Origin of the sequence: Corynebacterium sp. HMSC059E07 (genome assembly GCF_001814395.1) — a bacterium.
GTDB lineage: Bacteria > Actinomycetota > Actinomycetes > Mycobacteriales > Mycobacteriaceae > Corynebacterium > Corynebacterium hesseae.
This window is the reverse complement of sequence record NZ_KV816315.1, coordinates 39,938-63,899: the sequence shown is the minus strand read 5'-3', so window position 1 is coordinate 63,899 and position 23,962 is coordinate 39,938. Positions and strand designations below refer to the sequence as shown.

General features: G+C 65.6%; 15 protein-coding genes. 5 read left to right on the top strand and 10 right to left on the bottom strand.

The window, feature by feature from the left end; genetic code table 11:
* The first annotated feature begins 112 nt into the window (after nucleotides 1-112).
* Entirely contained in the window at nucleotides 113-4,885 is a 4,773-nt protein-coding gene (locus HMPREF2967_RS07580; protein WP_070685881.1) for a type I polyketide synthase, read from the top strand.
* Nucleotides 4,882-6,429: an acyl-CoA carboxylase subunit beta gene (locus HMPREF2967_RS07575; RefSeq protein WP_284847604.1), complete on the top strand. Its 1,548-nt coding sequence runs from the start codon at nucleotides 4,882-4,884 to the stop codon at nucleotides 6,427-6,429. The genes HMPREF2967_RS07580 and HMPREF2967_RS07575 overlap by 4 nt, the downstream gene beginning before the upstream one ends.
* 267 nt (nucleotides 6,430-6,696) lie before the next feature.
* Here HMPREF2967_RS07575 and HMPREF2967_RS07570 read toward each other — a convergent pair whose 3' ends face one another.
* From HMPREF2967_RS07570 to trmB, 6 genes are all read right to left on the bottom strand, one after another.
* Nucleotides 6,697-7,710: an HNH endonuclease signature motif containing protein gene (locus tag HMPREF2967_RS07570; protein WP_070685879.1), complete on the bottom strand. Its 1,014-nt coding sequence runs from the start codon at nucleotides 7,708-7,710 to the stop codon at nucleotides 6,697-6,699.
* 68 nt (nucleotides 7,711-7,778) lie between these two features.
* A complete protein-coding gene (locus HMPREF2967_RS07565) occupies nucleotides 7,779-8,126 on the bottom strand; it encodes a DUF3054 domain-containing protein (RefSeq protein WP_070685877.1) in 348 nt (115 codons plus the stop codon).
* Nucleotides 8,127-9,137: a lysylphosphatidylglycerol synthase transmembrane domain-containing protein gene (locus HMPREF2967_RS07560; RefSeq protein WP_070563398.1), complete on the bottom strand. Its 1,011-nt coding sequence runs from the start codon at nucleotides 9,135-9,137 to the stop codon at nucleotides 8,127-8,129.
* The gene (locus HMPREF2967_RS07555) at nucleotides 9,134-11,452 is read right to left on the bottom strand and encodes an MMPL family transporter (RefSeq protein ID WP_070685875.1); all 2,319 of its coding nucleotides are present in this window, start codon (nucleotides 11,450-11,452) and stop codon (nucleotides 9,134-9,136) included. The genes HMPREF2967_RS07560 and HMPREF2967_RS07555 overlap by 4 nt, the downstream gene beginning before the upstream one ends.
* 7 nt (nucleotides 11,453-11,459) lie before the next feature.
* Entirely contained in the window at nucleotides 11,460-12,071 is a 612-nt protein-coding gene (locus tag HMPREF2967_RS07550) for an NYN domain-containing protein (protein ID WP_070523775.1), read from the bottom strand.
* On the bottom strand, nucleotides 12,071-12,844 hold the full coding sequence (gene trmB / locus HMPREF2967_RS07545; protein WP_070523772.1) for a tRNA (guanosine(46)-N7)-methyltransferase TrmB: 774 nt from the start codon (nucleotides 12,842-12,844) through the stop codon (nucleotides 12,071-12,073). Before trmB ends, HMPREF2967_RS07550 begins: the two co-directional genes overlap by 1 nt.
* A 354-nt stretch (nucleotides 12,845-13,198) precedes the next feature.
* Here trmB and HMPREF2967_RS07535 point away from each other — a divergent pair, with 354 nt between their 5' ends.
* Nucleotides 13,199-15,019 carry a phosphoenolpyruvate carboxykinase (GTP) gene (locus HMPREF2967_RS07535; protein ID WP_070685871.1) on the top strand — a complete coding sequence of 607 codons (1,821 nt, stop codon included), beginning with the start codon at nucleotides 13,199-13,201 and terminating at the stop codon, nucleotides 15,017-15,019.
* A gap of 55 nt (nucleotides 15,020-15,074) precedes the next feature.
* Here the strand turns inward: HMPREF2967_RS07535 and HMPREF2967_RS07530 are convergent, their stop codons facing one another.
* On the bottom strand, nucleotides 15,075-15,839 hold the full coding sequence (locus tag HMPREF2967_RS07530; RefSeq protein WP_070563389.1) for a class I SAM-dependent methyltransferase: 765 nt from the start codon (nucleotides 15,837-15,839) through the stop codon (nucleotides 15,075-15,077).
* A gap of 24 nt (nucleotides 15,840-15,863) precedes the next feature.
* On the opposite strand from HMPREF2967_RS07530, the gene HMPREF2967_RS07525 reads away from it, so the two are divergent.
* The gene (locus tag HMPREF2967_RS07525) at nucleotides 15,864-16,955 is read left to right on the top strand and encodes a glycosyltransferase family 4 protein (RefSeq protein WP_070685869.1); all 1,092 of its coding nucleotides are present in this window, start codon (nucleotides 15,864-15,866) and stop codon (nucleotides 16,953-16,955) included.
* Here HMPREF2967_RS07525 and HMPREF2967_RS07520 read toward each other — a convergent pair.
* Together HMPREF2967_RS07520 and HMPREF2967_RS07515 are read right to left on the bottom strand one after the other, a co-directional pair.
* Complete coding sequence (locus HMPREF2967_RS07520; RefSeq protein ID WP_232770731.1) at nucleotides 16,879-18,357, bottom strand: MmpA family trehalose lipid delivery protein; 1,479 nt, start codon at nucleotides 18,355-18,357, stop codon at nucleotides 16,879-16,881. The genes HMPREF2967_RS07525 and HMPREF2967_RS07520 overlap by 77 nt on opposite strands.
* A 6-nt stretch (nucleotides 18,358-18,363) precedes the next feature.
* Nucleotides 18,364-19,338, bottom strand: coding sequence for a PorA family protein (locus HMPREF2967_RS07515; RefSeq protein WP_070685865.1), 975 nt, complete (start codon nucleotides 19,336-19,338; stop codon nucleotides 18,364-18,366).
* 53 nt (nucleotides 19,339-19,391) lie between these two features.
* Between HMPREF2967_RS07515 and HMPREF2967_RS07510 the strand changes: the two genes are divergently transcribed.
* Nucleotides 19,392-20,501 (top strand): acyltransferase family protein, encoded by a 1,110-nt coding sequence (locus HMPREF2967_RS07510; protein ID WP_070685863.1) that lies wholly within the window; start codon nucleotides 19,392-19,394, stop codon nucleotides 20,499-20,501.
* A gap of 221 nt (nucleotides 20,502-20,722) precedes the next feature.
* Here HMPREF2967_RS07510 and HMPREF2967_RS07505 read toward each other — a convergent pair whose 3' ends face one another.
* Nucleotides 20,723-23,962 (bottom strand): alpha-(1->3)-arabinofuranosyltransferase domain-containing protein, encoded by a 3,240-nt coding sequence (locus HMPREF2967_RS07505; RefSeq protein ID WP_070685861.1) that lies wholly within the window; start codon nucleotides 23,960-23,962, stop codon nucleotides 20,723-20,725.

Below are 23,962 nucleotides of genomic sequence, written 5' to 3'. Positions count from 1 at the left end.
GAGATAATTGGTCGATAACCCCTATGTACGCTTCGACGTGCGCGTTTTCGTGCTGCGCAAAATCGAATGCAGAGTTAGATTTTTTTAGTCCGCGTAAGAAAGCTAGAGATTTATGACCGTTGAAGAGCTTCGTGGCTGGTTGCGCACCTGGGTTGCGCAGACCACCGGCCTGTCGGCAGAGGAAATCACGGACACCAAACCGCTCGAGAATTTTGGGCTGTCCTCGCGTGACGCAGTGGTTCTTTCCGGCGAATTAGAAAACCTCCTCGGCATTAAGCTCGAGCCCACCGTGGCCTACGAGTACCCCACCATCGCGCAGCTGGCTGAGCGCCTGGTCAACGGTGCAGCCGCTGCAGGGGAGAGCGCACCGAAAGAGGCGTCGCCACGCCCGGCCACCATCGCGGGCGGTGACATCGCCGTCATCGGTTACGCTGGCCGCTTCCCGGGCGCTAAGAACGTTGATGAGTTCTGGACCATGCTCGTCGAAGGCCGCGCTGGCACCGGCCCGCTGCCTGTCGGACGCTGGTCGGAATACTCTTCCGATCCCATTACCAGCGAGAAGATTGAGCAGCAGAACACCGACGGTGGCTATATCGAGGACATCGCTTCCTTCGACCCCGAGTTCTTTGGTCTCTCCCCGCTGGAGGCGGCCAACATGGACCCGCAGCAGCGCATCCTCATGGAGGTCTCGTGGGAGGCCCTCGAGGACGCCGGCGTACCCGCCAACCAGCTGCGCGGCACGGCCACCGGTGTCTACATGGGCTCCACCAACAATGACTACGGCATGCTCATTACCGCCGATCCGGCTGAGATGCATCCCTATGCCATGACGGGTACGTCCTCGGCGATTATTGCCAACCGTCTGTCCTACGCCTTCGATCTGCGCGGCCCTTCCATCAACGTGGACACCGCGTGCTCCGCCTCCCTCGTGGCGGTCAACCAGGCGGTCAAGGACCTGCGCGTGGGTGCGGCTGATACGGCACTCGCCGGCGGCGTGAACATCCTGGCTTCACCCCACGCCTCCATCGCCTTTAGTGAGCTGGGTGTCACCTCTCCCACCAGCGCCATCCACGCCTTTTCCGATGATGCCGATGGCATCGTCCGCGCGGATGCCGCGGGCGTGCTCGTGCTCAAGCGCCTCGAGGACGCCGAGCGCGATGGCGACACCATCCATGCCGTCATCAAGGGCACCGCGGTCAACTCCGACGGCCACTCCAACGGCCTGACCGCCCCCAACCCGGAGGCGCAGGTCGACGTCCTCGAGCGCGCCTATGCCGACGCCGGCATCCGCCCGCAGGACGTGGACTACGTCGAGGCCCACGGCACCGGCACCATCCTCGGTGACCCCATCGAGGCCACCGCGCTCGGCCGCGTGTTGGGCCCGGGCCGCCAGGCCGCGAACCCGACCCTGCTGGGTTCTGCCAAGACCAACATCGGCCACTCCGAGTCCGCCGCCGGCGTGGTGGGCCTCATCAAGGTCATCGAAGGAATGCGCCACGGCGTCATCCCGCCGAATATCAACTACGCGGGCCCCAACCGCTATATCGATTTCGACGCCGAGCACCTCGAAGTGGTCGAGGATCCGCGCGAATGGCCCGAATATTCCGGCCAGAAGGTCGCGGGTGTCTCCGGCTTCGGCTTCGGCGGCACCAATGCCCACGTGGTGTTGACCGACTACCGCGGGCTGACCCACCAGGACGCCCCGCAGGTCGCCATCGGCGAGGGGCAGCCAGTGGCCCTGCCGGTCTCCGGCCTGCTGCCCTCCCGCCGCGCCGCAGCGGCTTCCGACTTGGCGGACTATATCGAGGCAGAGAACCCGAACCTGCTTTCCCTGGCCCGTACCCTTGCGCGCCGCAACCATGGGCGCTCGCGTGCGGTAGTGGTGGCGTCGTCCAGCGAGGAAGCTGTCAAGCGCCTGCGACAGGTCGCCGAGGGAACCGTCTCCGTGGGCATCGCCGCGGCGGATTCTCCCTCCGTCCACGGCCCCGTCTTCATGTACTCCGGCTTTGGCTCCCAGCACCGCAAGATGGCCAAGGACATGATTGAGATCTCGCCGCTGTTCAAGGAGCGCCTGGAGGAGCTCGACGCCATCGTGCAGCGCGAATCCGGCTGGTCCATCCTGGAGCTGGTGCACGACGACGCCCAGACCTACAACACCGAAACCGCGCAGGTGGCCATCACCGCCATCCAGATAGCGCTGACGGATCTGCTCGCCACCTTCGGCGTGCGCCCTGCCGGCGTTATCGGCATGTCCATGGGTGAGATCGGCGCGGCCTATGCTGCGGGCGGCATCACGGCGGCCGACGCCATGCTCATCGCCTGCCACCGCGCACGCCTGATGGGGGAGGGCGAGGCCTCGCTTCCCGACGATCAGCAGGGCGCCATGGCCGTCGTCGAGCTCTCCGCCGAGGAGATTGACGCCCTTCCTGGTTCCATCGAACCTGCCGTGTACACCGGCCCCGGCATGACCACCGTCGGTGGTCCGCGCGAAGAGGTCCTCGCGCTGGTGGAGCGCCTCGAAGGCGAGGGCAAGTTCGCCCGCGCGCTCAACGTCAAGGGCGCGGGCCACACCTCCGCCGTCGACCCGCTCCTCGGTGAGCTCTATGCGGAGATCGCTGGCATCGAGACCCGTCCGCTACACACGACGCTCTTCTCCTCCGTGGACCGCGGCAAGGTCTACCGCCCCGGTACGGTGCTGCACGATGAGGACTACTGGATCCGCATGACCCGCAAGCCCGTCTACCTGCAGGACGCAGCGGAGGCAGCCTTTGCGGCGGGCCACATGCAGATCGTTGAGATTTCCCCGAACCCGATTGCGCTCATGGGCCTGATGTCCACGGCCTTTGCTGCGGGCAAGGCGGATGCGCAGCTGCTCTATAGCCTGAAGCGCAAGGTGGATCCCACCGAGTCGCTGTTGGATCTGCTGGGCAAGCTCTACGTCGCGGGAACTCCGGTGAACTACACTAAGGTCTTTGGCTCGGGCGCGCTTGTCGCCGCCCCGCATACCCGCTTCCGCCGCCAGCGTTTCTGGACCAACGCTCGTCCCTCGTCGGGCGTGTCCGGCCTGCCGGGCGCGCGCGTGACGCTGCCGGAGGGCGCGGTGGCGTTCTCCACGAACGCTGACCAGGCGCCGAGCGCGCTGGCCATCCTGGAGGCCGCCGCCGAGGCCGTCACCCCGGGCGCGCACATCGCTGCGAGCGAGGAGCACCTGGATCTGCCCGCGAAGGGCGAGGTCACCACGATTGTTCGCCGCACGTTGGGCGGGCTGTCTGTGGCGGTGCACTACGTGGATGGAGCGACTACCAAGCTCATCGCGGAAGGTTTTGCCTCGACCCTCAACCTTGCAGAACCCACCCCGACGGCGGAGCCGAGCCTGCCGCAGGCCGTGACCGCGCCGCAGTTTGCTGACCCCGACGTGGGCGTCGACGCCGTGCGCTGGGACCCGGAGAAGGAGAGCGTGGAGGAGCGCTTGGCGCTCATCGTGTCGGAGTCCATGGGCTACGACGTCTCCGATCTCCCGCGCGAGCTGCCGCTCATTGATCTGGGCCTGGATTCGCTCATGGGCATGCGCATCAAGAACCGGGTGGAGAATGACTTCCAGATTCCGCCGCTGCAGGTGCAGGCGCTTCGCGACGCCTCCCTCGCCGACGTCATCACCATGGTCGAGGAAGCCGTGTCCGAGCAGCCCGATGCCGCAACCGCAAGCGCCGACGCGGCCGCCGACGCACCCTCCGCGCTCACCGAGAGCGACGACACCACCCCAGACGCCTCCGCGGTGAGCGAGAAGGGCGGCGAAGGCGTGGGCGTCGCACCGCGCGATGCCTCCGAGCGCATGGTCTTCGGCACCTGGGCCACTTTCACGGGTAAGGCCGCGGCCGGCGTGACCTCCGCGCTGCCCCAGGTCAGCGATGAGGTGGCGGAAAAGATTGCCGAGCGCCTCACCGAGCGCGCCGGTATCGAGGTCACCGCACAGCAGGTCCACGAGGCCGAAGCGCTGGAGAACCTCGCGGATCTGGTCCGCGAGGGCCTGGAGACTGAGGTCGAGGGCAACATCCGCGTCCTGCGCGAGGCCGATGGCCCCGCCGTCTTCATGTTCCACCCAGCCGGCGGCACGACCGTGGTGTACCAGCCGCTGACTCGCCGCCTGCCGGCGGATGTTGCGGTCTACGGCGTGGAGCGCATCGAGGGCAGCCTGGAGGATCGCGCTGCCGCCTATATCGAGGACATCCTGCACTACGCGCGCGGGCGCAAGGTCGTGCTCGGCGGCTGGTCCTTCGGCGGCGCGCTGGCCTATGAGGTGGCCTACCAGCTGCAGGAACGTCAAGCTCGCGGCGAGGATACTGCTGAGGTTGCCTTCATCGCGCTGCTGGATACCACCCAACCGGCCCACCCGGCACCGAAGACGCTGGAGGAAACCAAGGCCCGCTGGGGTCGCTACGCCGCCTTTGCCAAGAAGACCTACGGTCTCGACTTCGAGCCGCCCTACGAAATGCTGGAGACCGTCGGCGAAGACGCACTCATGGCCATGCTCGCCGAATTCCTCAGCTCCACCGATGCCTCCGAGCACGGCCTGTCCGCCGGCGTGCTGGAGCACCAGCGCGCATCCTTCGTGGACAACCAGATTTTGGGCTCGCTGGATATGGGAAGGTGGGCGTCGGTAAGCGTGCCCGTCATCCTGTTCCGCTCCGAGCGCATGCACGACGGCGCCATCGAACTCGAGCCGGCGTATGCGGAGATTAACCCGGACGGCGGCTGGGGCGTTATCGTGAAGGATCTGGAGATTGTGCAGCTGCCGGGCGACCACCTGGCGGTTCCCGACGAGCCCGCAATCGGTATCGTGGGCAAGCACATGGAGGAATGGATCGAGGAGAAGATTCGGAAGTGACTAGCACCGCTGACAAGCTAGCGGACCTACGCGAGCGCCTCGAGCGTGCCCAGGACCCCGGCAGCGAGCGCTCCCGGGCACGCCGCGACGAAGCTGGGCGTTCGACTCCGCGCCAACGCATCGCCGCGCTTCTCGACGAAGGCTCTTTCGTCGAAACCGGCGCCCTGGGCAAGACCCCCGGCGACCCGGATGCGATTTACTCCGACGGCGTGGTCACCGGTCACGGCCGCATCAACGGCCGCCCGGTGTGCATCTACGCGCACGATAAGACTGTCTACGGCGGTTCCGTGGGCGTGACCTTTGGCAAGAAGGTCACCGACATCATGGATTTGGCCATCAAGATTGGCTGCCCGGTCATCGGCATCCAGGATTCCGGCGGTGCGCGTATTCAGGACGCGGTGACGTCGCTGGCCATGTACTCGGAGATTGCCCGCCGCCAGCTGCCGCTTAGTGGTCGCAGCCCGCAGATTTCCATCATGATGGGCAAGTCCGCCGGTGGCGCGGTGTATGCGCCGGTGACCACGGACTTCATCATCGCCGTCGATGGTGAGGCGGAGATGTACGTGACGGGCCCGAACGTGATCAAGGAGGTCACGGGCGAGGAGATTTCTTCCCACGATTTGGGCTCGGCCCGCCAGCAGGAGCTCAACGGCAACGTGTCCGTCGTGGTGCCCTCGGAGGATGAGGCCTTCGACCTAGTTCGTGACTTGCTGGATCATTTGCCTCTGACCTGCTTCGACGAATCCCCGGTCTTCGATGCGCCTTCTGATGAGGAGGTAGCCCAGGACACCGAGCTGGATTCCTTCATGCCGGATGATACGAACGCCGGCTACGACATGATGGACCTGCTCACGCAGCTTGGCGACGATGACGATCTCATCGAAATTCAGGAAAACTACGCCCCCAACGTCATTACCGCCTTTGGGCGCATTGATGGCAAGGCCGTGGGTTTTGTGGCCAATAACCCGATGCACTCGGCGGGCTGTATCGATGCGGATGCCGCCGATAAGGGCGCGCGCTTTATCCGTATTTGCGATGCCTACAACATCCCGCTGGTCTTCGTGGTGGATACGCCGGGTTACCTGCCGGGCGTGGACCAGGAGAAGGCGGGCTTGATTCACCGCGGCGCGAAGTTCGCGTTTGCGGTGGTGGAGGCTACCGTGCCGAAGGTCTCGCTGATTGTGCGCAAGGCTTATGGTGGTGCCTATGCCGTGATGGGGTCGAAGAACCTGACGGGTGACATCAACCTGGCGTGGCCGACGGCCCAGATTGCAGTGATGGGCTCGGCCGCCGCCGTGGTCATGATTGCGGGCAAGCAGCTCGAGGCCGCCGAGACCCCGGAACAGCGCGCTATGACGAAGAAGATGTTCATGGACTTCTACGACGAGACCATGACCGCGCCTTATGTCGCCGCGGAGCGCGGCTACCTCGATGGGATGATTAAGCCCTCCGAGTCGCGCTTGGCACTGCGCCGCGCGCTGCGCCAACTTGCCGATAAGCAGGAGAAGGACCTGCCTAAGAAGCACACCATCTCCCCGCTCTAGCGTCGTTTAAACCCGGCGGCGGGCGAAGAGGCCTGCGGATCGCGCTGAATTTTGTGTCTCGGCGTAACATGTGCGCCTGTTTTATCCGATAAGCCTAAAGACTAGGAATTCAATCAAAGGAGAAACCCAATGCTCTCTAGCGTTCTTGACCTCAGCGGTGACATCATCAACCTCGTCATTATGCTGCTCAACCAGGCCGGCGTAGACGTTTCCGCGCTGAGCTCGAAGTAAGTCAGCGCTTCTAGCCCCTCCTTGCGGAGGGGCTTTTTACTCCCAGACCGGGCTGGGGATGGGGACTGGCGGTCCACCGTCGGGAGGCAGCCACGCCATGCGGCCTTCGATGCGGTCGATGCGCCCGCGGTACGTGGGGCGGGCGGGGTCATCGTCATTGATGGCGTTGTGATACTTGCATAACGGCACGAGGTTGTCGAGGTTCGTCGGCCCGCCATCCTGCCACCTTCTGATGTGGTGCATCTGGCATTCCGCGGCAGGTCTTGTGCAGCCGAGCCAAGCGCACGTCGGATGCTCTGCGCTGAGCAGGATTCGTTGCTTATCGTTGGCGAAGCGGCTGCCGTAATACACATTGACCGGCCCCTCGACCGGGTGGAAGAGGGAGACGAAGCCACGCTCAGAAAACGTGGTGCGGAGGAACTCCGCGCCCGTCATCGTGCCGCCGTCGGTTGCCTGCAGAAGGATGTCATCGCCCTCGCCACGCACAATCTTGTCCAGCTGGTCGAGGCGCACAATGACGTGCGCATGCAACGCCGGCTTTGGCGCGCCGCTGCCGGAAAAGACCTCGTGGACTGCCTTGAGCAGGTCTTCTGATGTGGCTTTGAGCGTGCCTACCAGATTGGCAATCGCGCGCGGGCGATCCGTGATGATGAGCTTGTGCATGCCGCCCGTACCGCGTCGCACGCGGACGCCAGGAGTGGGCTCGGGTGTGAGCTCCGCGAGCCTGCGCTTCGCCACACGCGAAATCTCGTCTTCTGGGGTCGCACACAATTCCACTCGCAGGTCCCATGCTTGGCGCGAGTTCTTGACTCGCGCGACGTGTCGTTCAATCTGCAACAGCGTATCCAGCGCATGGTTCGTTTCCCGCGCGCGGCGCTGCTTGGCGCTGAAAGCAGTCTGGCCAAAATACACGCGGTGGAGTCCCTCGAGCTGCCGCGCCACGCGCGGCGTCGCGCCCAGCGCCAGCATGTCCTCGTGCGTGTGCCCTGCGCACAAGGAGACGACGTGCATGCCGCGAGCGAGTACCCCGAGTAAGTCCCCCAACTTCATGCCTCACACACTAAACCGCCCCTAACTATCCCGCAACCGGAACGCTAAACTCCCAGCTCACGGAAGCTCTAGGTGCGGGAGCGGGAAGCAAAGGCCGCGATGGCTCGCCAGCCAAAGAAGAACAGCGCCGACATTACGGTGGCCACGATGAGGAAGGACCAGTGTGGCAGGCGGCCGTTGACCAGCATCCACAGGGCCATGCCGCCAATGATGGCGCTCAGCCACACGACGACGCCCTCTTTCCACAGGCCGCTCAGCTTCGACGCCATGATGATGACCCAGCCCACGAGTGCGCCCACGGTCCACGGCCAGAAGGCATCAACCCACGAGCTAAAGCTCAGACCACCGTGCGCCAGGCGGGCGCAGATGGCGAAGAGGGCGAGAGCGAGGACGTCGATAAGCGGGGCAACGCGCATTTAGGATTCCTTCCGGTTCAACGCCGCGTAAGAGAAGCCATCGCGGGCGTAGTGGGCGAAGTAGATGACCCATCCAATGATAGTGATGAGCGCAAAGGAAATAAGCCGGTAGATGATGGCCGCGGAGGTGGCGTGCACCACGGTCAGGCCCGTGGCCACCAGCGGGGTGATGAGCGCGGCCTCCACCGTACCCACGCCACCCGGGGTGACCTGCGCGGAGCCAGCCAGCTTCGCCGCGAGGAAGGCCAGGGCCACACCGGCCAGGGTGGTGTCATCGGCGCCGGCGCGCAGCCACGGAATCTCCCCGGTCACCGCCCACACGGATGCCCACAGTGCGCCCATATCGGCCAGGCGGTGAACCAGCGACGCCCCGGCAACCACAGCAAAGGGGCCACGCGAAAGGTGGACCTCGCCCAGGTTGCGGACCTCCTGGATCGCGCGGTCCCGCTTCGGGCCGGGCCGCAGCTTGCGCAGCCAGCGTTCAAGGGTCACCGGGTGCGAGGTCAGCCAGAAAATGCCGCCGAGCGCCGCGAGCATGAGGACAACCGTGGTGATGAGCGACCCCAGCGCCATATCCGCGTTGAGGAAAAACACCCCGACGAGCCCAATGAGCGCGAGGAACATCGAGCTAATAATCGAGGACAAAAACAGGAAGTAGCTGCACAGCGCCACCGACGCACCCCAGCGGCGCTGCACCTGGAAGGTGAGCAAGGCCGAAAAGGCAGGGCCCGCCGGCAAGGTCGTGGACCAGGCATTGGAGGCCAGCGTAATGGCGTAGGTCTCGCGCAACGGCACCTTGACGCCGCCCGCGCCGATGAGCCGCTTCATCACTTCCGCCATGCCCGCGATGGAGAGCAGCGCGAAGAACACCACCAGCACCACGGGGAAAGGCTCAGCGTGGCGCAGGCGGTGCAGCCCCTCGGAGATGAAGTCCAGCTGGTCGCGGAAGAACCACGCCAGCGCGGCCAGAATCAGCAGGGAGATTATCCAGGTCAGCCAGTTCTTTTTCATCGACCATCCGTGGACTTAAGGCGCTTGACCAGCTCGGAGAAGGGGATGAGCTCGGTGTCGGTGTCGGCGCTGCGGTCCCCGCGTACAGGAGCATCGCTTGCCGACGCCTCCTCGACCTGCTCAGCCGTAGTCACAGGGGAGTGGGGCGCGTCGTCCTGCGCAGCCGGTGCGGCCTCTTCGTTGTTCAGTACTGGGGCGGTGGGCACCGGCTCGGCAGCTGGGGAGTTCTCGCCGCCGAGGCGGTGGGTCAGGCGTGTGAGGAAGCGCGGGGCCCACCAGTTGTCCTCGCGCAGCAGGTGCATGACGGCGGGGACGAGGAGCATGCGGACGATGGTGGCGTCGATAAGCAGTGCAAAAATCATGCCGAAGGCGATGTATTTCATCATCACGATGTCGGAGAAGCCAAAGGCTCCCGCGACCACAATCATGATGAGCGCGGCCGCCGTGATGATGCCGCCGGTGTGCGCGGTACCCGCCGCGATGGCCTCGTCCGTGGAAGCGCCCCGGCGGCGGGCTTCTACCATGCGCGAGACTAGGAAGACCTCGTAGTCCGTGGACAGGCCAAAGACGATGGCGATGATGAGCACCAGAATCGGGCTCATGAGCGGACCAGCGGTGAAGTTGAGCAGGCCGGAGCCGAGGCCATCGACGAACATGAGCGTCAAGATGCCCAGCGTTGCACCCAGCGAGAGCAGCGTCATGATGATGGCCTTGAGCGGCAGGATGAAGCTGCCGAAGACCAGCGCCATGAGGATGAAGGTGGCCAGCACCACGTAGAGGGCCATCCAGGGTAGCGTGTCGAAGAGCGCGTCGAGGGACTCGACTTCCATGGCCGGGGTGCCGCCGACATAAAGCTCCACGCCGTCGGGTGCCTCAATGTTCTCGAGCTCGTGGACGATTCGTGCGTAGTCCTCGCGGTCCTGGATACCGGCGCCGAGGACGGTGGTGCCGTCGACGGTCGCGGTCTTCGGGCCCATTGGCTCGGTAAGGCCTTGGATGGAGCGGGCTTGCATGACGACGTCGACAAGCTGCTCATTCGTCGCGTTCTTCACCACCAGCTTGACCGGCTCGGTGCGGAAGGAGGGGAACTGCTCGTTGAACTGATCCTGCGCCACGCGCGCGTCTTGGTTGGGCGGCAGGTAGGTCTCGTTGATACCGCCGAATTTCACGCCCAGCACCGGCAGGGCCAGCGCGATGAGCAGGGCGCAGATGGCGGTGGTCATTAGACCCGCGCGGCCCATGGCCCAGCGTGGCATCCGGTACCACCACGTGTCCTCGATGCGGCGCCCGCGCCGCGAGGTCTTTCGCACAGTCCACTTATCGATATTGTGACCCAGCATGCCAAACAACGACGGCAGCACCATGACCGACAGGAGTGCGGCGAGGCCGACGGCGGAGATGGAGCCGTAGGCAACGGACTTGAGGAAGGCCTGCGGGAAGAGGAAGAGCCCGGAGAGGGACACGGCCACCATCGCGGCGGAAAAGACCACGGTCTGGCCGGCGGTGGCGGTGGTAATCGCCACGGCCTCCTTGGTATCGCGGCCCTTGTCCAGCTCCTCGCGGAAGCGCGAAACCATGAACAGGCCGTAGTCGATGGCCAGGCCCAAGCCCAGCAGCGTGACGACGGCCTGCGCAAACACGTTGACCTGCTGGAAGCCGGCGAGGATCGAGAGGATCCCCAGAGAGCCCAGGATCGACAGGCCACCCACGACGAGCGGCATGAAGGCCGCGACGACGGAGCCGAAGACTACGAGGAGCAGCAGTCCGACGAGCGGCAGGGCGGCTTTCTCCGCGCGGGAGATGTCTTTGGACATGCCTTCATCCAGTGCGTCGGCCACGGCGGTGGCACCCGCTACCTGCACAGGGACGTCGGCAGCGTGCAACGAATCCTCGATGGCGCGGAAGTCCTTGAGGGTCTGTTCGCCGTCGCCTTTCAGCCCGATGGCGGCGAAGGCCGTGGAGTGATCCTGCGTGATGAGGTTCGGGTTGCGCTTATCAAAGTAGCTGGTCACGGAGTCGATCTGCTCCGGGTGCTGCGCCTTGAGCTCATCCAGGAAGGCCTTGGCTTCGGTGGCGTGGGCATCGGGGTCATCGAAAAGCAGGATGACGTCGCCGGAATTGTCCCGGCCGAAAGTCTCGAGCTCGATCTGCGCCGCGCTTGTCGACGCCGCCGAGGGATCCTCCCAGCCCTCCTGGCTCATCCGGTCACCCAGGCGGGTGCCGAAGCCGAAGAAGAGGCCGAGGATGAGACCCACGATGATGAGCGGGATGACCTTGCGGTGGGCATAGGAGAAGCGGCCCCAAGAATAAAACATGCGGCTCCTAATTGTGCTCGGGCGCGCGGTCCGGCAGCAGCGCGGACAGCGGGCGGAAAGGCTGCAGCCAGGCGCCGCCTGGAGGCAGGTTGTCCAGGTTCACGCGCGGCAGCGGTTCGCGGAAGACACCCTCGATGTCTTCGAGGTCGACGAACTCGATATCGGGATGGGTCAGCGCCCAGGAGGTGTGCTCGTGGAATCCAAGCACGCAGGTGGGCAGGCCGGAAGCGGAGAGCTGCTCAAGCAGGTGCTGGAAGTTCTGGCCGTCGGCAGAAGCCACGATGACACCGGAGAGGTTCTCGCGGTTGGCCTTGATGTATTCGACCATGTCGGGGTCGACATCATCGTCCTCGTGGAGCTTTGGCTTGGCAAACACGGCGAAGCCGACGTTGCGGATAGCCTCGACCCAGGGGCGGATGACGTCGGCGCCGCCGGGGCTGACGTTGGTGAAAACGGCGGCCTCAGGGGTGGCGTCGTTATCGAAGGCCAGGTCCACCAGCCAGCGGCCGATGGCGTCGAAACGCGGGCGGTAGGCGGCGGTGGGGCGCCCCCCGAGGATGGCGCCGAGCCCCATGTCCATGTTGGGTGCGTCCCACACCAGAAGGTAGGTTCCGGCCATTACTTCTTCTCCCACAGGTACTCGGTGATGACGTGTTCCTTATCCAGGCCTTTGCCCTCAAACTTGGTGATGACCTGACGGTCGGTGAGGATGGGGCACTCCGGCCAGGGCCAGCCCTTGTAGTCGAGGGAAGGCTCGACCTCGACGAGCTCATTAATCCATTCGGCGTAGCCGGCGTGGTCGGTGGCCACGTGGAGCACGCCGCCGGGTTTCAGGCGGGAAGCAAAGAGGTTGAGCGTGCCGGATTGGATGATGCGGCGCTTGTGGTGGCGGGCCTTGGGCCACGGATCCGGGAAGAAGATGCGGATACCGTCGAGGGACTCGGGCGCGAACATGCGCATGAGAACCTCGATGCCATCGCCGCGGACCATGCGGATGTTCTCAATGTCGTTGCGGATGATGGAGCCCAGCAGCTTGGCCAGGCCCGGCTTGTAGAGCTCGACGGCGATGATATTGGTGTCCTGCTCGAGTGGCGCCATGGCTGCGGTTGAGGTACCGGTGCCGGAGCCGATCTCGACGATGGTCTTCGCCCCCTCGCGGCCGAACCAGGCGGGGATGTCGAGGGGTTCGTCGGCAAGCAGGCGCCCCAACCTAGGCCAGTGCTCCTCGAAGAGGGCGTTCTGGTTGTCGGTGAGGGTGCCGCGACGGAAGGTCACGTTGCCGAGGCGTGGGTAGTCCAAATCATTGTTGAACTCGGCGTTGAAATCCGTCTGGAGGCCGCGGCCGTGAGGCATCTGCGCGGCGGGATTTTGGGAAGAGTCTGCGCTATTCATCAGTTGACATTGTTCCCTTAAGCAGGGGTGAGGGGCAACGTGCCGCGCCGTGGAGGGTGGAGGGGCACCTCGGTGGAGGCCACACAGGTCGCGGTGGGGGTAATAGGACGGGCGTACGGGATGAGCGATCCACAGAAACAGAACCCCCGTATGGGGGCGATTGAGGCCGGTGGGTGCCACATTTCACACTCCGCTGTCCTCGACATAGTCGATATGAACTGGGTGGATATAACCGGGGTGGCGGGCATTACACATTCTGTTATCACCAGTGTCCGTACTCTGGTTGGTGAAACGTCGTTGGAACCTTCGGCGAAATAAAGCACCCTGGCCACACCGACCACAGGAGAATGTGAGATGACCGCAACTATTAAGGGCCTTGTAGGTGAACTGCCCACGAAGAACGAGAAGCTTATTTCGTGGATCAGTGAGAGCGTCGAGCTCTTCCAGCCGGAAGAGGTCGTCTTCGTAGACGGCTCCCAGGAGGAGGCTGACCGCCTCGCCGCCGAGCTAGTGGAAAAGGGCACCCTGATTAAGCTCAACGAGGAGAAGCGCCCGAACTCCTACCTGGCTCGCTCGAATCCTTCGGATGTTGCCCGCGTGGAGTCCCGCACCTTCATCTGCACCGAGACTGCTGAGGACGCTGGCCCGACCAATAACTGGGCCCCGCCGGCAGCCATGAAGGAAGAGATGACCGAGGCCTTCCGCGGCTCCATGAAGGGCCGCACCATGTACGTCGTGCCGTTCTGCATGGGCCCGATTAGTGATCCGGACCCGAAGCTCGGCGTGCAGCTCACCGACTCGGCTTATGTTGTGCTCTCCATGCGCATTATGACCCGCATGGGCCAGCAGGCCCTGGACAAGATCGGGGACAACGGCGACTTTGTCTACGCCCTGCACTCCGTGGGTGCCCCGCTGGAGCCGGGCCAGGAGGACGTCGCCTGGCCGTGCAACGACAAGAAGTACATCACGCAGTTCCCGGAGACCAAGGAGATTTGGTCCTACGGTTCCGGCTACGGCGGAAACGCCATCCTGGCCAAGAAGTGCTACGCGCTGCGCATCGCTTCCGTCATGGCGAAGGAAGAGGGCTGGATGGCAGAGCACATGCTCATCCTGAAGCTCACCAACCCGGAGGGCAAGAAGTACCACATCGCGGCCGCCTTCCCGTCCGCCTGCGGTAAGACCAACCTGGCCATGATTACCCCGACGATTCCGGGCTGGTCGGCAGAGGTCGTGGGCGATGACATCGCGTGGATGAAGCTGCGCGAGGACGGCCTGTACGCCGTCAACCCGGAGAACGGCTTCTTCGGCGTGGCACCGGGCACCAACTACGATTCCAACCCGATTGCCATGAAGACGATGGAGCCGGGCAACACCCTGTTCACCAACGTCGCGCTGACCGACGACGGCGATGTCTGGTGGGAGGAAATGGGCGAGGCCCCGGAGCACCTCATCGACTGGCACGGCAACGATTGGACCCCGGCTTCCACCACCAAGGCGGCGCACCCGAACTCCCGCTACTGCGTGCCGATTACGCAGTGCCCGTCCGCTGCACCGGAGTTTGATGACTGGAAGGGCGTCAAGATTGACGCCATCCTCTTCGGCGGCCGCCGCGCCGATACCGTCCCGCTGGTGACCCAGGCCTTCGACTGGAACCACGGCACCATGATTGGCGCCCTGCTCTCCTCCGGTCAGACCGCTGCCGCTGAGGGCAAGGTCGGCGCCCTGCGCCACGACCCGATGGCCATGCTGCCGTTCATGGGCTACAACGCCGGTGACTACCTGCAGCACTGGGTGGATATGGGTGAAAAGGGCGGCGACCGTATGCCGGCCATCTTCCTGGTGAACTGGTTCCGCCGCGGTGAGGACCGCCGCTTCCTGTGGCCGGGCTTCGGCGAGAACTCCCGCGTTCTTAAGTGGATCGTGGACCGCATCGAGGGCAACGTCGACGCCGTTGAGACCGTCGTGGGCCACACCGCCCGCCCAGAGGATATCGACCTCACCGGCTTGGACTTCGACATCGAGGACGTCCGCGAGGCGCTTGCCGTGAACCCGGCCGATTGGGCTGGCGACATGGAAGACAACAAGGAGTACCTGACCTTCCTGGGCTCCCGCGTTCCGTCTGAGGTGTGGGATCAGTTCACCGCGCTCAAGGAGCGCGTTGAGTCTGCCTCCTAATCATCGCGGTTAAACGGATGCTCCCCTGCGGGGGAGCTTTCGTCGTTTTAGGGGCTTAAGCGCGCAGGACGAAGACCAGGTTGGAGGTGAGGAACTCGCGCAGCACCGGCACCTTGAGCACCCACCAGGCCCAGGCAGGGTGGTAGCGCGGAAAGGCCGCGAGGAATTCTGCGCCCTGTGGACTAGGCGGAGCCACGCTGCGCGCCCAGTCCAAGCCCTCGCGGGCGGAGAGCGCAAAGAGTGAGGTGCCGAAGACGTTTTTCGGCGGGTGGCCGTGGATGCGGGCGTAGCGGTCGCGGGCGAACTCGCCGCCCACGTAGTGCTCCCACAGGCCGGTCTCGTGCCCGCCGAAGGGCCCCAGCCACACCGTGTAGCTCAAGATCACCAACCCGCCGGGCTTGGTTACGCGCAGCATCTCCTCACCCATGTCCCACGGGTTGGGGATGTGCTCGGCCACGTTGGAGGAATACGTGATGTCGAAGGTGTCATCTGCGAAGGGCAAGCTAGTGCCGTCGCCGCGCACGGCTTGGGCCACCTCGATGCCGGCGGCGGCCATCTCGCCCACGTCCGGCTCCAGCCCGACATAGCTGGCCCCGCGCTGGGCAAAGGCCGAAGCGAAATAGCCGGGCCCGCCCCCGACGTCGAGCACGCGCGCGCCGGTGAGGGAGAGGGAATGGTCGCGGGAGAGGGCGTCGACAAGCGCGGCGGTGTCCTCAGCCAGACCGCCATAAAAGACCGCGGGCGCTGTCTGCTCAAAGCGGAAGGAGCGCAGCAGTCGCCAGGAGCGGCGCAGGGTGGCCAAGGCACGGGTGCGTTTCATAACCCACTAGGCTAAAGCATCGTCATGAAAATCCTTCTTTTGTGCTGGCGCGATTCCACCCACCCGCAAGGTGGCGGCTCCGAGCGCTACCTCGAGCGCGTCGGGGAATACCTCGCTGCTCAGGGCCACGAGGTGGTCTTCCGCACCGCGCGCCACATGAACGCCGCGAAGCGCGAGCGCCGTAACGGCGTGCTCTATTCGCGCGCCGGGGCCAAGTTCAGCGTGTATCCGCGTGCGCTGTTGTCGATTTTATTGGGGCGCCGCGCTTTGCGCGGCGCTGATGTCGTGGTGGATACCCACAACGGCATTCCCTTCTTCGCGCGCCTGGCTACCCGCGCGCCCGTAGTGATCCTGACGCATCACTGTCACCGCGAGCAGTGGCCGGTGGCCGGCCCCGTTCTGTCGCGGCTGGGGTGGTTCCTGGAATCTCGCGTGGTGCCCGCGCTGTATCGCGAGAACACGTGGGTGACGGTCTCGGAGGCTTCGAAGCGCGACCTGGAGAAGCTGGGGATTCACGGCGCGCACATCATTGAGAACGGCGTGGACCCCCTGCCGGAGCACGTGCCCACCTTGGAGCGCGAGGCCGATATCCACCTGGTGACGCTGTCGCGCCTGGTGCCGCACAAGCAGATTGAGCACGCGATGGACACCGTGGCGCGGATTCCGGGCGCGCTTCTCGACGTCATCGGTTCCGGCTGGTGGGAATCCCACCTGCGCGAGTATGCGCGCGCCCACGGGGTGGAAGACCGCGTGCGCTTCCGTGGTCAGGTGACGGAGGACTATAAGCATGCGCTGCTCGCGCGAGCCGATGTGCATCTCATGCCGTCTCGAAAAGAAGGCTGGGGGTTGGCAGTCATGGAGGCGGCCCAACATGGGGTTCCCACCGTGGGTTATACATTTGGCCTGCAAGATAGCGTTATCGACGGCAAGACCGGTGTGCTGGTGCAGCGCGAGGAGGAGTTCACGCAGGCGGTGCGCATGCTTGTCGACGACCCCTCCCTCCGTCACCGTTTAGGCAACGCGGCCCGTGAGTTGGCGGCTACTTTTTCCTGGGAGAAAACCGGTGCGCGCTTCGAAGAGCTGCTAGAAGCGGAAGTACGCACCAGGCGGCGCTAAGCCCCCACGGGGCGGGTGCCGGTTGCGCGTTGGTGGTGGCGACGATGCGGCCGTCCTCGACGACCGCGCCCACACCGAGCTCCTCCAACCGGGCGAGGTCGCGCGTGTTCCAGGCTTCGGTGGCCGCCAGGTAGCGCGGCGCAGGCTGATCCACGTTTATGCCGTCGACGGTGAGCTCGCCGGAGTCGAGCTTGTTGGCGGCCTTGGAATAGGGGTCGAGGGCAATGCCGCCGTCAAGCGGCACCATGGCTGAGCGGTCGGCGAAGAAGGTCAGGCGGCCGTCAAGGTCTTCGACGAGCTGGCGGTCGATGCCCGTTTCGCGTGGGAGTAACACGGCGAGCTCCCGCGGTGCATCGGGAGCCTGGAGCAGGCAGGCGCACAGCGCGAGTGCGGCAGGAAGTTGGCGCAGGGATGCGATACCCGCCACGGCCAGCGGCAGGGCGAGCAAGGTGAGCTTGGAGGAATCGCGCAGTAGGCCCGCACCGGGGACGTGCTCCACGGCGAAGGCGGTGAGACCTGGGGCGAGTGCGCCGAGGATGGCCAGGCCCATGCCGAGAACCGCCAGGGCCGCGAGCGGGCGCAGCTCGCGCCGGGGAAGGCGGGCAGCGCCCAGGACAGCGAGGGCGGCGACGGCAAGTCCCGCCAGGGCGAAGCCCTGCTCGCGAGAGGCCGGCACCGCCGCGGCATTCCAGATGCCGCCGAAGCCGAGCAGCGAGCCGACCGCACCCACGTAGGCCTCCGCGCGCGGGGCAAAGGCCGCGGCTTGGGCGGCGGGGTCGCCGTGGGTGGTAGGCGAACCGGCCACGAGGCTTGGAACTAGCCACGGCAACCACAGCAAAACTGAGCCGCCCGCGAAGAGCCACCGCCTTTCGCGCTCACAGACAACCGCGATGAGTCCCCCGAAGAGCCCGCCGGTGGGCGTCAAGGACGCGGCCCACAGCGCCAGCCACGCCACGCGCGGGTGGTAGCTTAAACAACCCCACGCGATCACGGGCGCTAACCAGGCGGCGACTGCCAGCGACCACTGGCCCTGCAGGAGGCGCTCGATGACGAAAGGATTGGCCACCGCGCACGCCATCGCAGCGGCCGCCGCCCACGGGCTGGACTCGCGCGCCCACCGGCCCGCCACCCACGCCGAGGCACTCGCAGCAGCAAGGATGAAGACCCTGGCCAGCCACGCCCCGCCGAATAAGGCAAGCACCCCGTCCTGCGGTGCATTGCGGGCGGGAAGGTCACCGGCGCCGAAGGCGGCAGCGCTCAGGGCTGGGCGGTCAAGCAGCACCATGTCGCGCCACAGGAACTCGCCGGGCAGCACGAAGGGCCAACACACCGCGAGCACGAGCGCCACGCCCCAGGCGCAGAGGGCGGCGCGCACCGCAAGGGATGCTCGGGACGTAATCACGGGCGCCTACGCGCTCTGCGCTGCATGGCGGCGCATGAACATCGCGGCCGCCACCGCCAACAACGCCACGCCGATGGCCTTGCCCAGCCAGCCGACGAGGCTCAAGATTTTGACTGTGTCGATGACCCGGCGAACCGAGTCGAGGCGTTCGGTGCGGGTGGAATCGGACCAGGAGAGGGGGACGTCGAGAAGCGCACGCTCGTGCGTGTCATCGGCATCGACCATCGCCTGGGCCTGGCGTGCGTCCGTAGCCCAGAAGATGCGCGGGTGCTCCTCCTCGTTGACGATGGTGCCGGTCGTGGGCTCCACCCACACCGTGCGGCTCACGGCGTAGAAAGGCTCGAGGATGACGTGTGATTTCGGCTTGAGGTTGTAGCGCTCCAGGGATTCCGCGGAGTAAAAATCGCCCGCGGGGCCGGAGCGGCGGGCTTCGAAGGCGAAGACCTCCCCGAGCGAGACTGGCGCGACATCCTGGTGGAAGACGTAGGTGGGGATGCCGTCGAGCTTCTCATCGCGCAGGAAATCGATGGGCTCCGTGTCCTGGGTCAGCGGATCGAAGAAAGGATAGGAGCGCTGCTCCGCGCCAGCGGGGAAGAAGTAGCTGATGCCATCGCGCTCCACCCGGTCTTCCACCTGTACGTCGAAGGCGGGCAGCTCGATGTGCTGCGTCGTGTTCGGCCCCGCCACCGGGTAGGTGGATTCGCGGTTGAGCTGGGATTCCTCGGTGATGTGCGCGATGGTCTCGCCGTTGAAGGTGAGGTCCACGGTGGACTGCGCGCGGGCCACGGAATCCTTCTTCGCGGGGGCGGTGGTGGTGTGGCGGGTAAACGTGGCTCCATCGTGCTCCGCGTGGATCTCTAGGTTGAGGTCCCTGGGCAGCGGGCGGGACTGGTTGTTATACAGCGGCGGAAGGATGGACCCGAGTATGAGGAACACCGCGGCGGCAATCGTCACCTGCGCTAGGCGGGAGCGAAGGAACACGTCAGCTCCGATCGGTCGAGGGATTTACTGCAGAAATAGTATCGTAGTGGGCCATGCGCTTTCTCCCTGAGCTCGAAGGCGTGCGTGCGCTGGCAGCATTGGCAGTCGTGGTCACGCACGTGTCCTTTCAGACGGCCACCGGCTGGGCCTGGGCTGAGCGCCTGGATTACGGGGTGGCGGTCTTCTTCGTCCTCAGCGGTTTCTTGTTGTGGCGCCGGCGGCACGCGCACACGGCGGGGCAGTACGTGCTCTCCCGCGTGGCGCGCTTGGCACCGCTGTATGTGGTGTGTGTGGTGGTAGTCCTCGCCTTGCTTCCCGACGCTTCCCCCTTAACCCTCCCGCAGGTCATCACCAACCTGACTGGCACGCAGCTCTATATTGCTGATGGCCTGGTTCCCGGGTTAACGCAATTGTGGTCGCTGTGCGTGGAGTTCGCCTTCTACGCGGTGTTGCCGCTGTTGGCGTGGTTGTTGGATAAGCTCTCGGCGCGCCCGCGGGTTGCACTTATTGCTGGAGCTGGCGTGCTGAGTTTGTTCTGGGGTTTTCTGCCGTTTGTGGCCGGATATGAATCCGGCGATGTCAATACGCAGATTTGGCCGCCCGCGTATTTCTCGTGGTTTGCGGTGGGAATGTTGGCCGCGGAGGCCGAGGCCGCGCAGGTGCGCCTGCGTGCTGGGCGGATTGTGCGTCCCGCCTGTTGGGCGGTGGCGGCGGGCTGCGTGTGGCTGGCCAGCCGCGAGTGGTTCGGCCCGCAGGGCTTGGTGCATCCAGAACCGGGTGAGTTTGCGCGGCGCATTGCGGCGGGGGCGGTGTGCGGGGCGTGCATCGTGGTGCCGGTGGCGCTGGCCCCGCGGGAAAGCTGGCTTTCTTCCGAGGTGATGCGAGCGCTGGGCCGCTGGTCTTATGGTGTTTTCATGTGGCACGTAGCGGTGCTGGCCATTGCCTTCCCGCTGTTGGGCGTGTCTGCTTTCTCCGGCTCTGCCGGGGATTTCGCGGTGGTGTTGGTCTTCACGGTGGTCGTTAGCTGTGTGCTTTCTGCTGCGACCTACGCGCTTGTCGAGGTCCCCGGCCGCGACCTCATCCGCTCCTTCGCCCGCGGCCGCATCGCCGTCCCGCGTTCTCTGCCGCGCGTCGCCGCCGATTGCGCAGAAGGCATCTCGTAAAAGGCATCAGTAAAAAGGCGTCTTTGCTCCTAAAAACGCCATTTGCCCCTTCTAGATGGCGTTTTTAGCCCTAAAGATGCCTTCTGCAGGGCGCCTTCTGTGAGATGCCCTTTGACAGGCGCCTTGTGCGGAGCACCACGTGTAGCGGGTCCACGTCGAAACCAGTGGCCCAGAAGGTTGCATCAGTGGGCGGACAAGCTATGTGCAGCGGGGCCGGGTACTTAGGGCGTGCGGCGGGGTGGGAGGCAGGCACACGTGATAGCCGCGACGCAGAGCAGCTGCACCAGAAGCGAGTCGCCGGCGTAGCCGTCCGTGGGCCAGGGTGCGCGGGCGAGCATCGCGCCCGCGGCCAGGGTCAGCGCGCCCGCCAAGTAGTCGGAGCGCAACGTGGTCCAGCGGGTGATGGCCCACGCCGCGGCAGCGGCGGCAACACCGGGCAGGCCCGCGACGAGCGCCATCGTTGCCGCGATGAGCAGGGCTAGAAGGACACGCGCCGAGCTAGACGAGTGGGCAACACGGGCGGGCGAGAGCGTTTGGGAAGCAGCGGAGGCGGAAGCATAAGGCGAGGCGGGGGAAGCGGGGTGAGGGCGCGGACCGCGGGCCATGAGGAGCAGGCACAGCGCGGTGGTCAGCGCGGCGAGCGCGCCGCCGAGGCCCAGGCCGACGCGATAGGCGCGGTCGGCAGCAAAAGACATGTGGAAGGTGCCACTGGCACCGGCGGGAATGAGGAAGGCTTGCGTGTCGGCATCGATGGAGCGCGGTTCGAGGGCCAGCGGTTCCGAACTGGAGGCCGGCGTTGAGGCCGGCGCTGAATCTTGTGCTGAACCTGGCGTCGAGACCGCGGCTGTGCTGGGGGAGCGCAGCTCGCCGCGCAGGCCTTCGTTGAAGGCACGGCCGGTGATGAGGAGGCGGTCGTGGTCGGCGGGCTCGATGGTCTCACCGGCAGCGAGCGGGGTATAGCCGTGGTCAGCGCCCGATGCGGCCGATGGGGTAGCGCCGGCTGCGGCTGAAGGGCGGTCAGAGGAAGCGGGAAGGGGCGCGGGCAAGGAAGACGCGGTATCGGTCAGGGCCGCCCAATCGCCCGTGGTGCGCACGAGGTGCTGACCGGCGGGCAGGTTGAGGGTGGAGTTGGGGGCGTGGGGGGAGCCGTCGATAAGCACTGTTTTCCCACCGGAGACCCGCACCATCATGTCGCGCGGGGTAGTAAAGGAGCGGATGAGGATGTGCTCGCTGTCCTGCTGGAAGAGGAACTGCTCGGCATCGGGCGAGGCATCGGGCACGGTGACGATGCGCCGCGGGGTGGGCTGATCCACGATGGAGGCCTCCGCAATTCCGGTGCGGCGCTGCGGCTCGATGCGGATGGTGGAGGCCTTCGCGCCGGGCACGCGGATATCGCGGGCGCGGTAGGCCTCCATGGTGACCGTCACCTTGGAGTCGCCGTTGTGGATGGTCACCTCAGTCGTGCCGGTGGTCATCAGCCGCAGCTTGGGCGAGGTCCACGTGGAATCGGAGTGCAGCTCTAACCAGCCGGAATCGCCAGGCGCTGGCCACCATGCGGTGGAGTTCTCGTCGTCAACGGCCGCGGTAAGAGAACGCGCCGGGTTCGCCCCGCCGAAGGCCGAGGCATCTGCGGCAGACGAGGACGCTGTGACGCGGCCATCGTGCTCCACCACCTGGGTCAGCGGGCCGGCGGAGGGGTAATCGCGCAGTCGATTGCGCACGGTGGAGGGGTCATCGGGGGCCAGCGGCGCGGAGACCGGGCCAGAGAGCGTGCCGTAGTTGCGGTCACGCAGCGCAGGCGTATCGGTGACGATGTCCGCGTTGGAGGCGACCAGTTCGTGAGGTCCGGAGAGGAGCGCGAGCGATTCCCCACCGCCCGCCACGCGCGGCGGATCCGCAGGCGCTAGGTTCATGGAGAGGTCGGGATCGAAGACGACGACGTCGACCTCCCCGAAGGTGTGGACCTCGCCCGGGATGTGCTCCGAAGAACCAGACATGAGGTCGTGGCGCACCGCGACGGCCCCGATGCCAAGGCGCTGCAACACCACGGGTGCGGTGGCAGGGTCGCGGGAAATCTGCGCCATCGCACCGTCCAGGCCACGAATGGCTTCCGGCGGAATGAGGGGAACGGCGTCGCGGACGGCCCAGGGGACGTCGAGAAGCGGCTGCGCCGGCTCATCGCGCGTCCAGCCCCAGTCCTGCCGCGCAAAGGAGGCCGGTGGGTAGATGAGCACGCGCGTATCTAGGCTGTTCATGAAGGAAGCGGCCTCCTGCCAATAGCCGGGCACCTCCTCGTACGCGCCCTTCGGCAGCAGCCTGCCCGCCCACGCGGGGGCGGTCGCACCCATCACCACGAGGCACACTAAAAGGCCCGCTGCTTCACGACGCCCCGGGGACAACGTCCGCGGCAACCTCACCCGGGCAGCAATCGCGGCCACACCGAGTACCAGCGGGATGCGCACCAGCGGGTCGAACTTGTGCACGTTGCGCAGCGCGGCCAGCGGGCCATCAAGCGCGTCGAGGTACCACGCAGCATGCGTGCCGAGCACGGCCACGCCCACCAGCAGCATGAAACCCCACTCGCGCGGCAGCCGGGCCAGGCCCATGAGTCCTAAGGCGGCAACGCACACGGTGACGAGCACGAAGACCGGCTCGGTGGCCAGCTCGTTGCCGGCAACGCGCTCGGTATCCACAAACGGCGCCCAACTGGTGGTGCCACGCAGGATTTCCGCCAGGTTGAGCCACCGCGTGGTCACGCCGGCGGACTCAATGAATTCCGTAAAAGGCGGGGCATAGCGGCCCAAGATGAGTAGCGGGGTAATCCACCACGCGGATACCGCAGCGCACCCAGCCAACCACACCAGGCCAGTCTTGCCCGCGCGCCGCCACAGCAGAATCACACCCGCCGGCAGGCAGGCAGCCAGCGTGGCCGTGGCGTTGACCGCGCCCATGCAGGCCACCGCCACCACCGAGGGCGCGGCATCCCGCCAACACAGACGGCCCGGCCGCAGGAAAGGAAGCAGCACCCAGGGGGCCAGCATGACCGGCCAGGTTTCTGAGGAAATCGCACCCAGCGTGGTCAGCGTGCGCGGGGAGAGCGCATAGAGGAGGCTGCCCATCAGTGCGGCATAGCCCGGCGCGGCGGGAAGTACTGTGCGGACCACGCGGAAGAAGCCCAGAAAGCCCACGGCCAGGACCAAGAACCACCAGGCGCGCTGCGCTATCCAATCCGGAAGCGGATCCGCCAGCAAGAAGAACAAGCCCTGCGGGAAGAGGTAGCCATAGGCCTGGTTCTGGAGCTGGCCCAGCGTAAAAGTATCGGTATAAGCATGCAGGGCGCCGGCCAAAAACCCAGCCGGGTTGGCCACCAGATCATGCTTGGTATCGGCGGCGGTCAGCCCCCACGGCTGCACCAGAACCACGAGGGCTAAAAAGAAAAGCCCCCCGATGCGTGCGCGCAC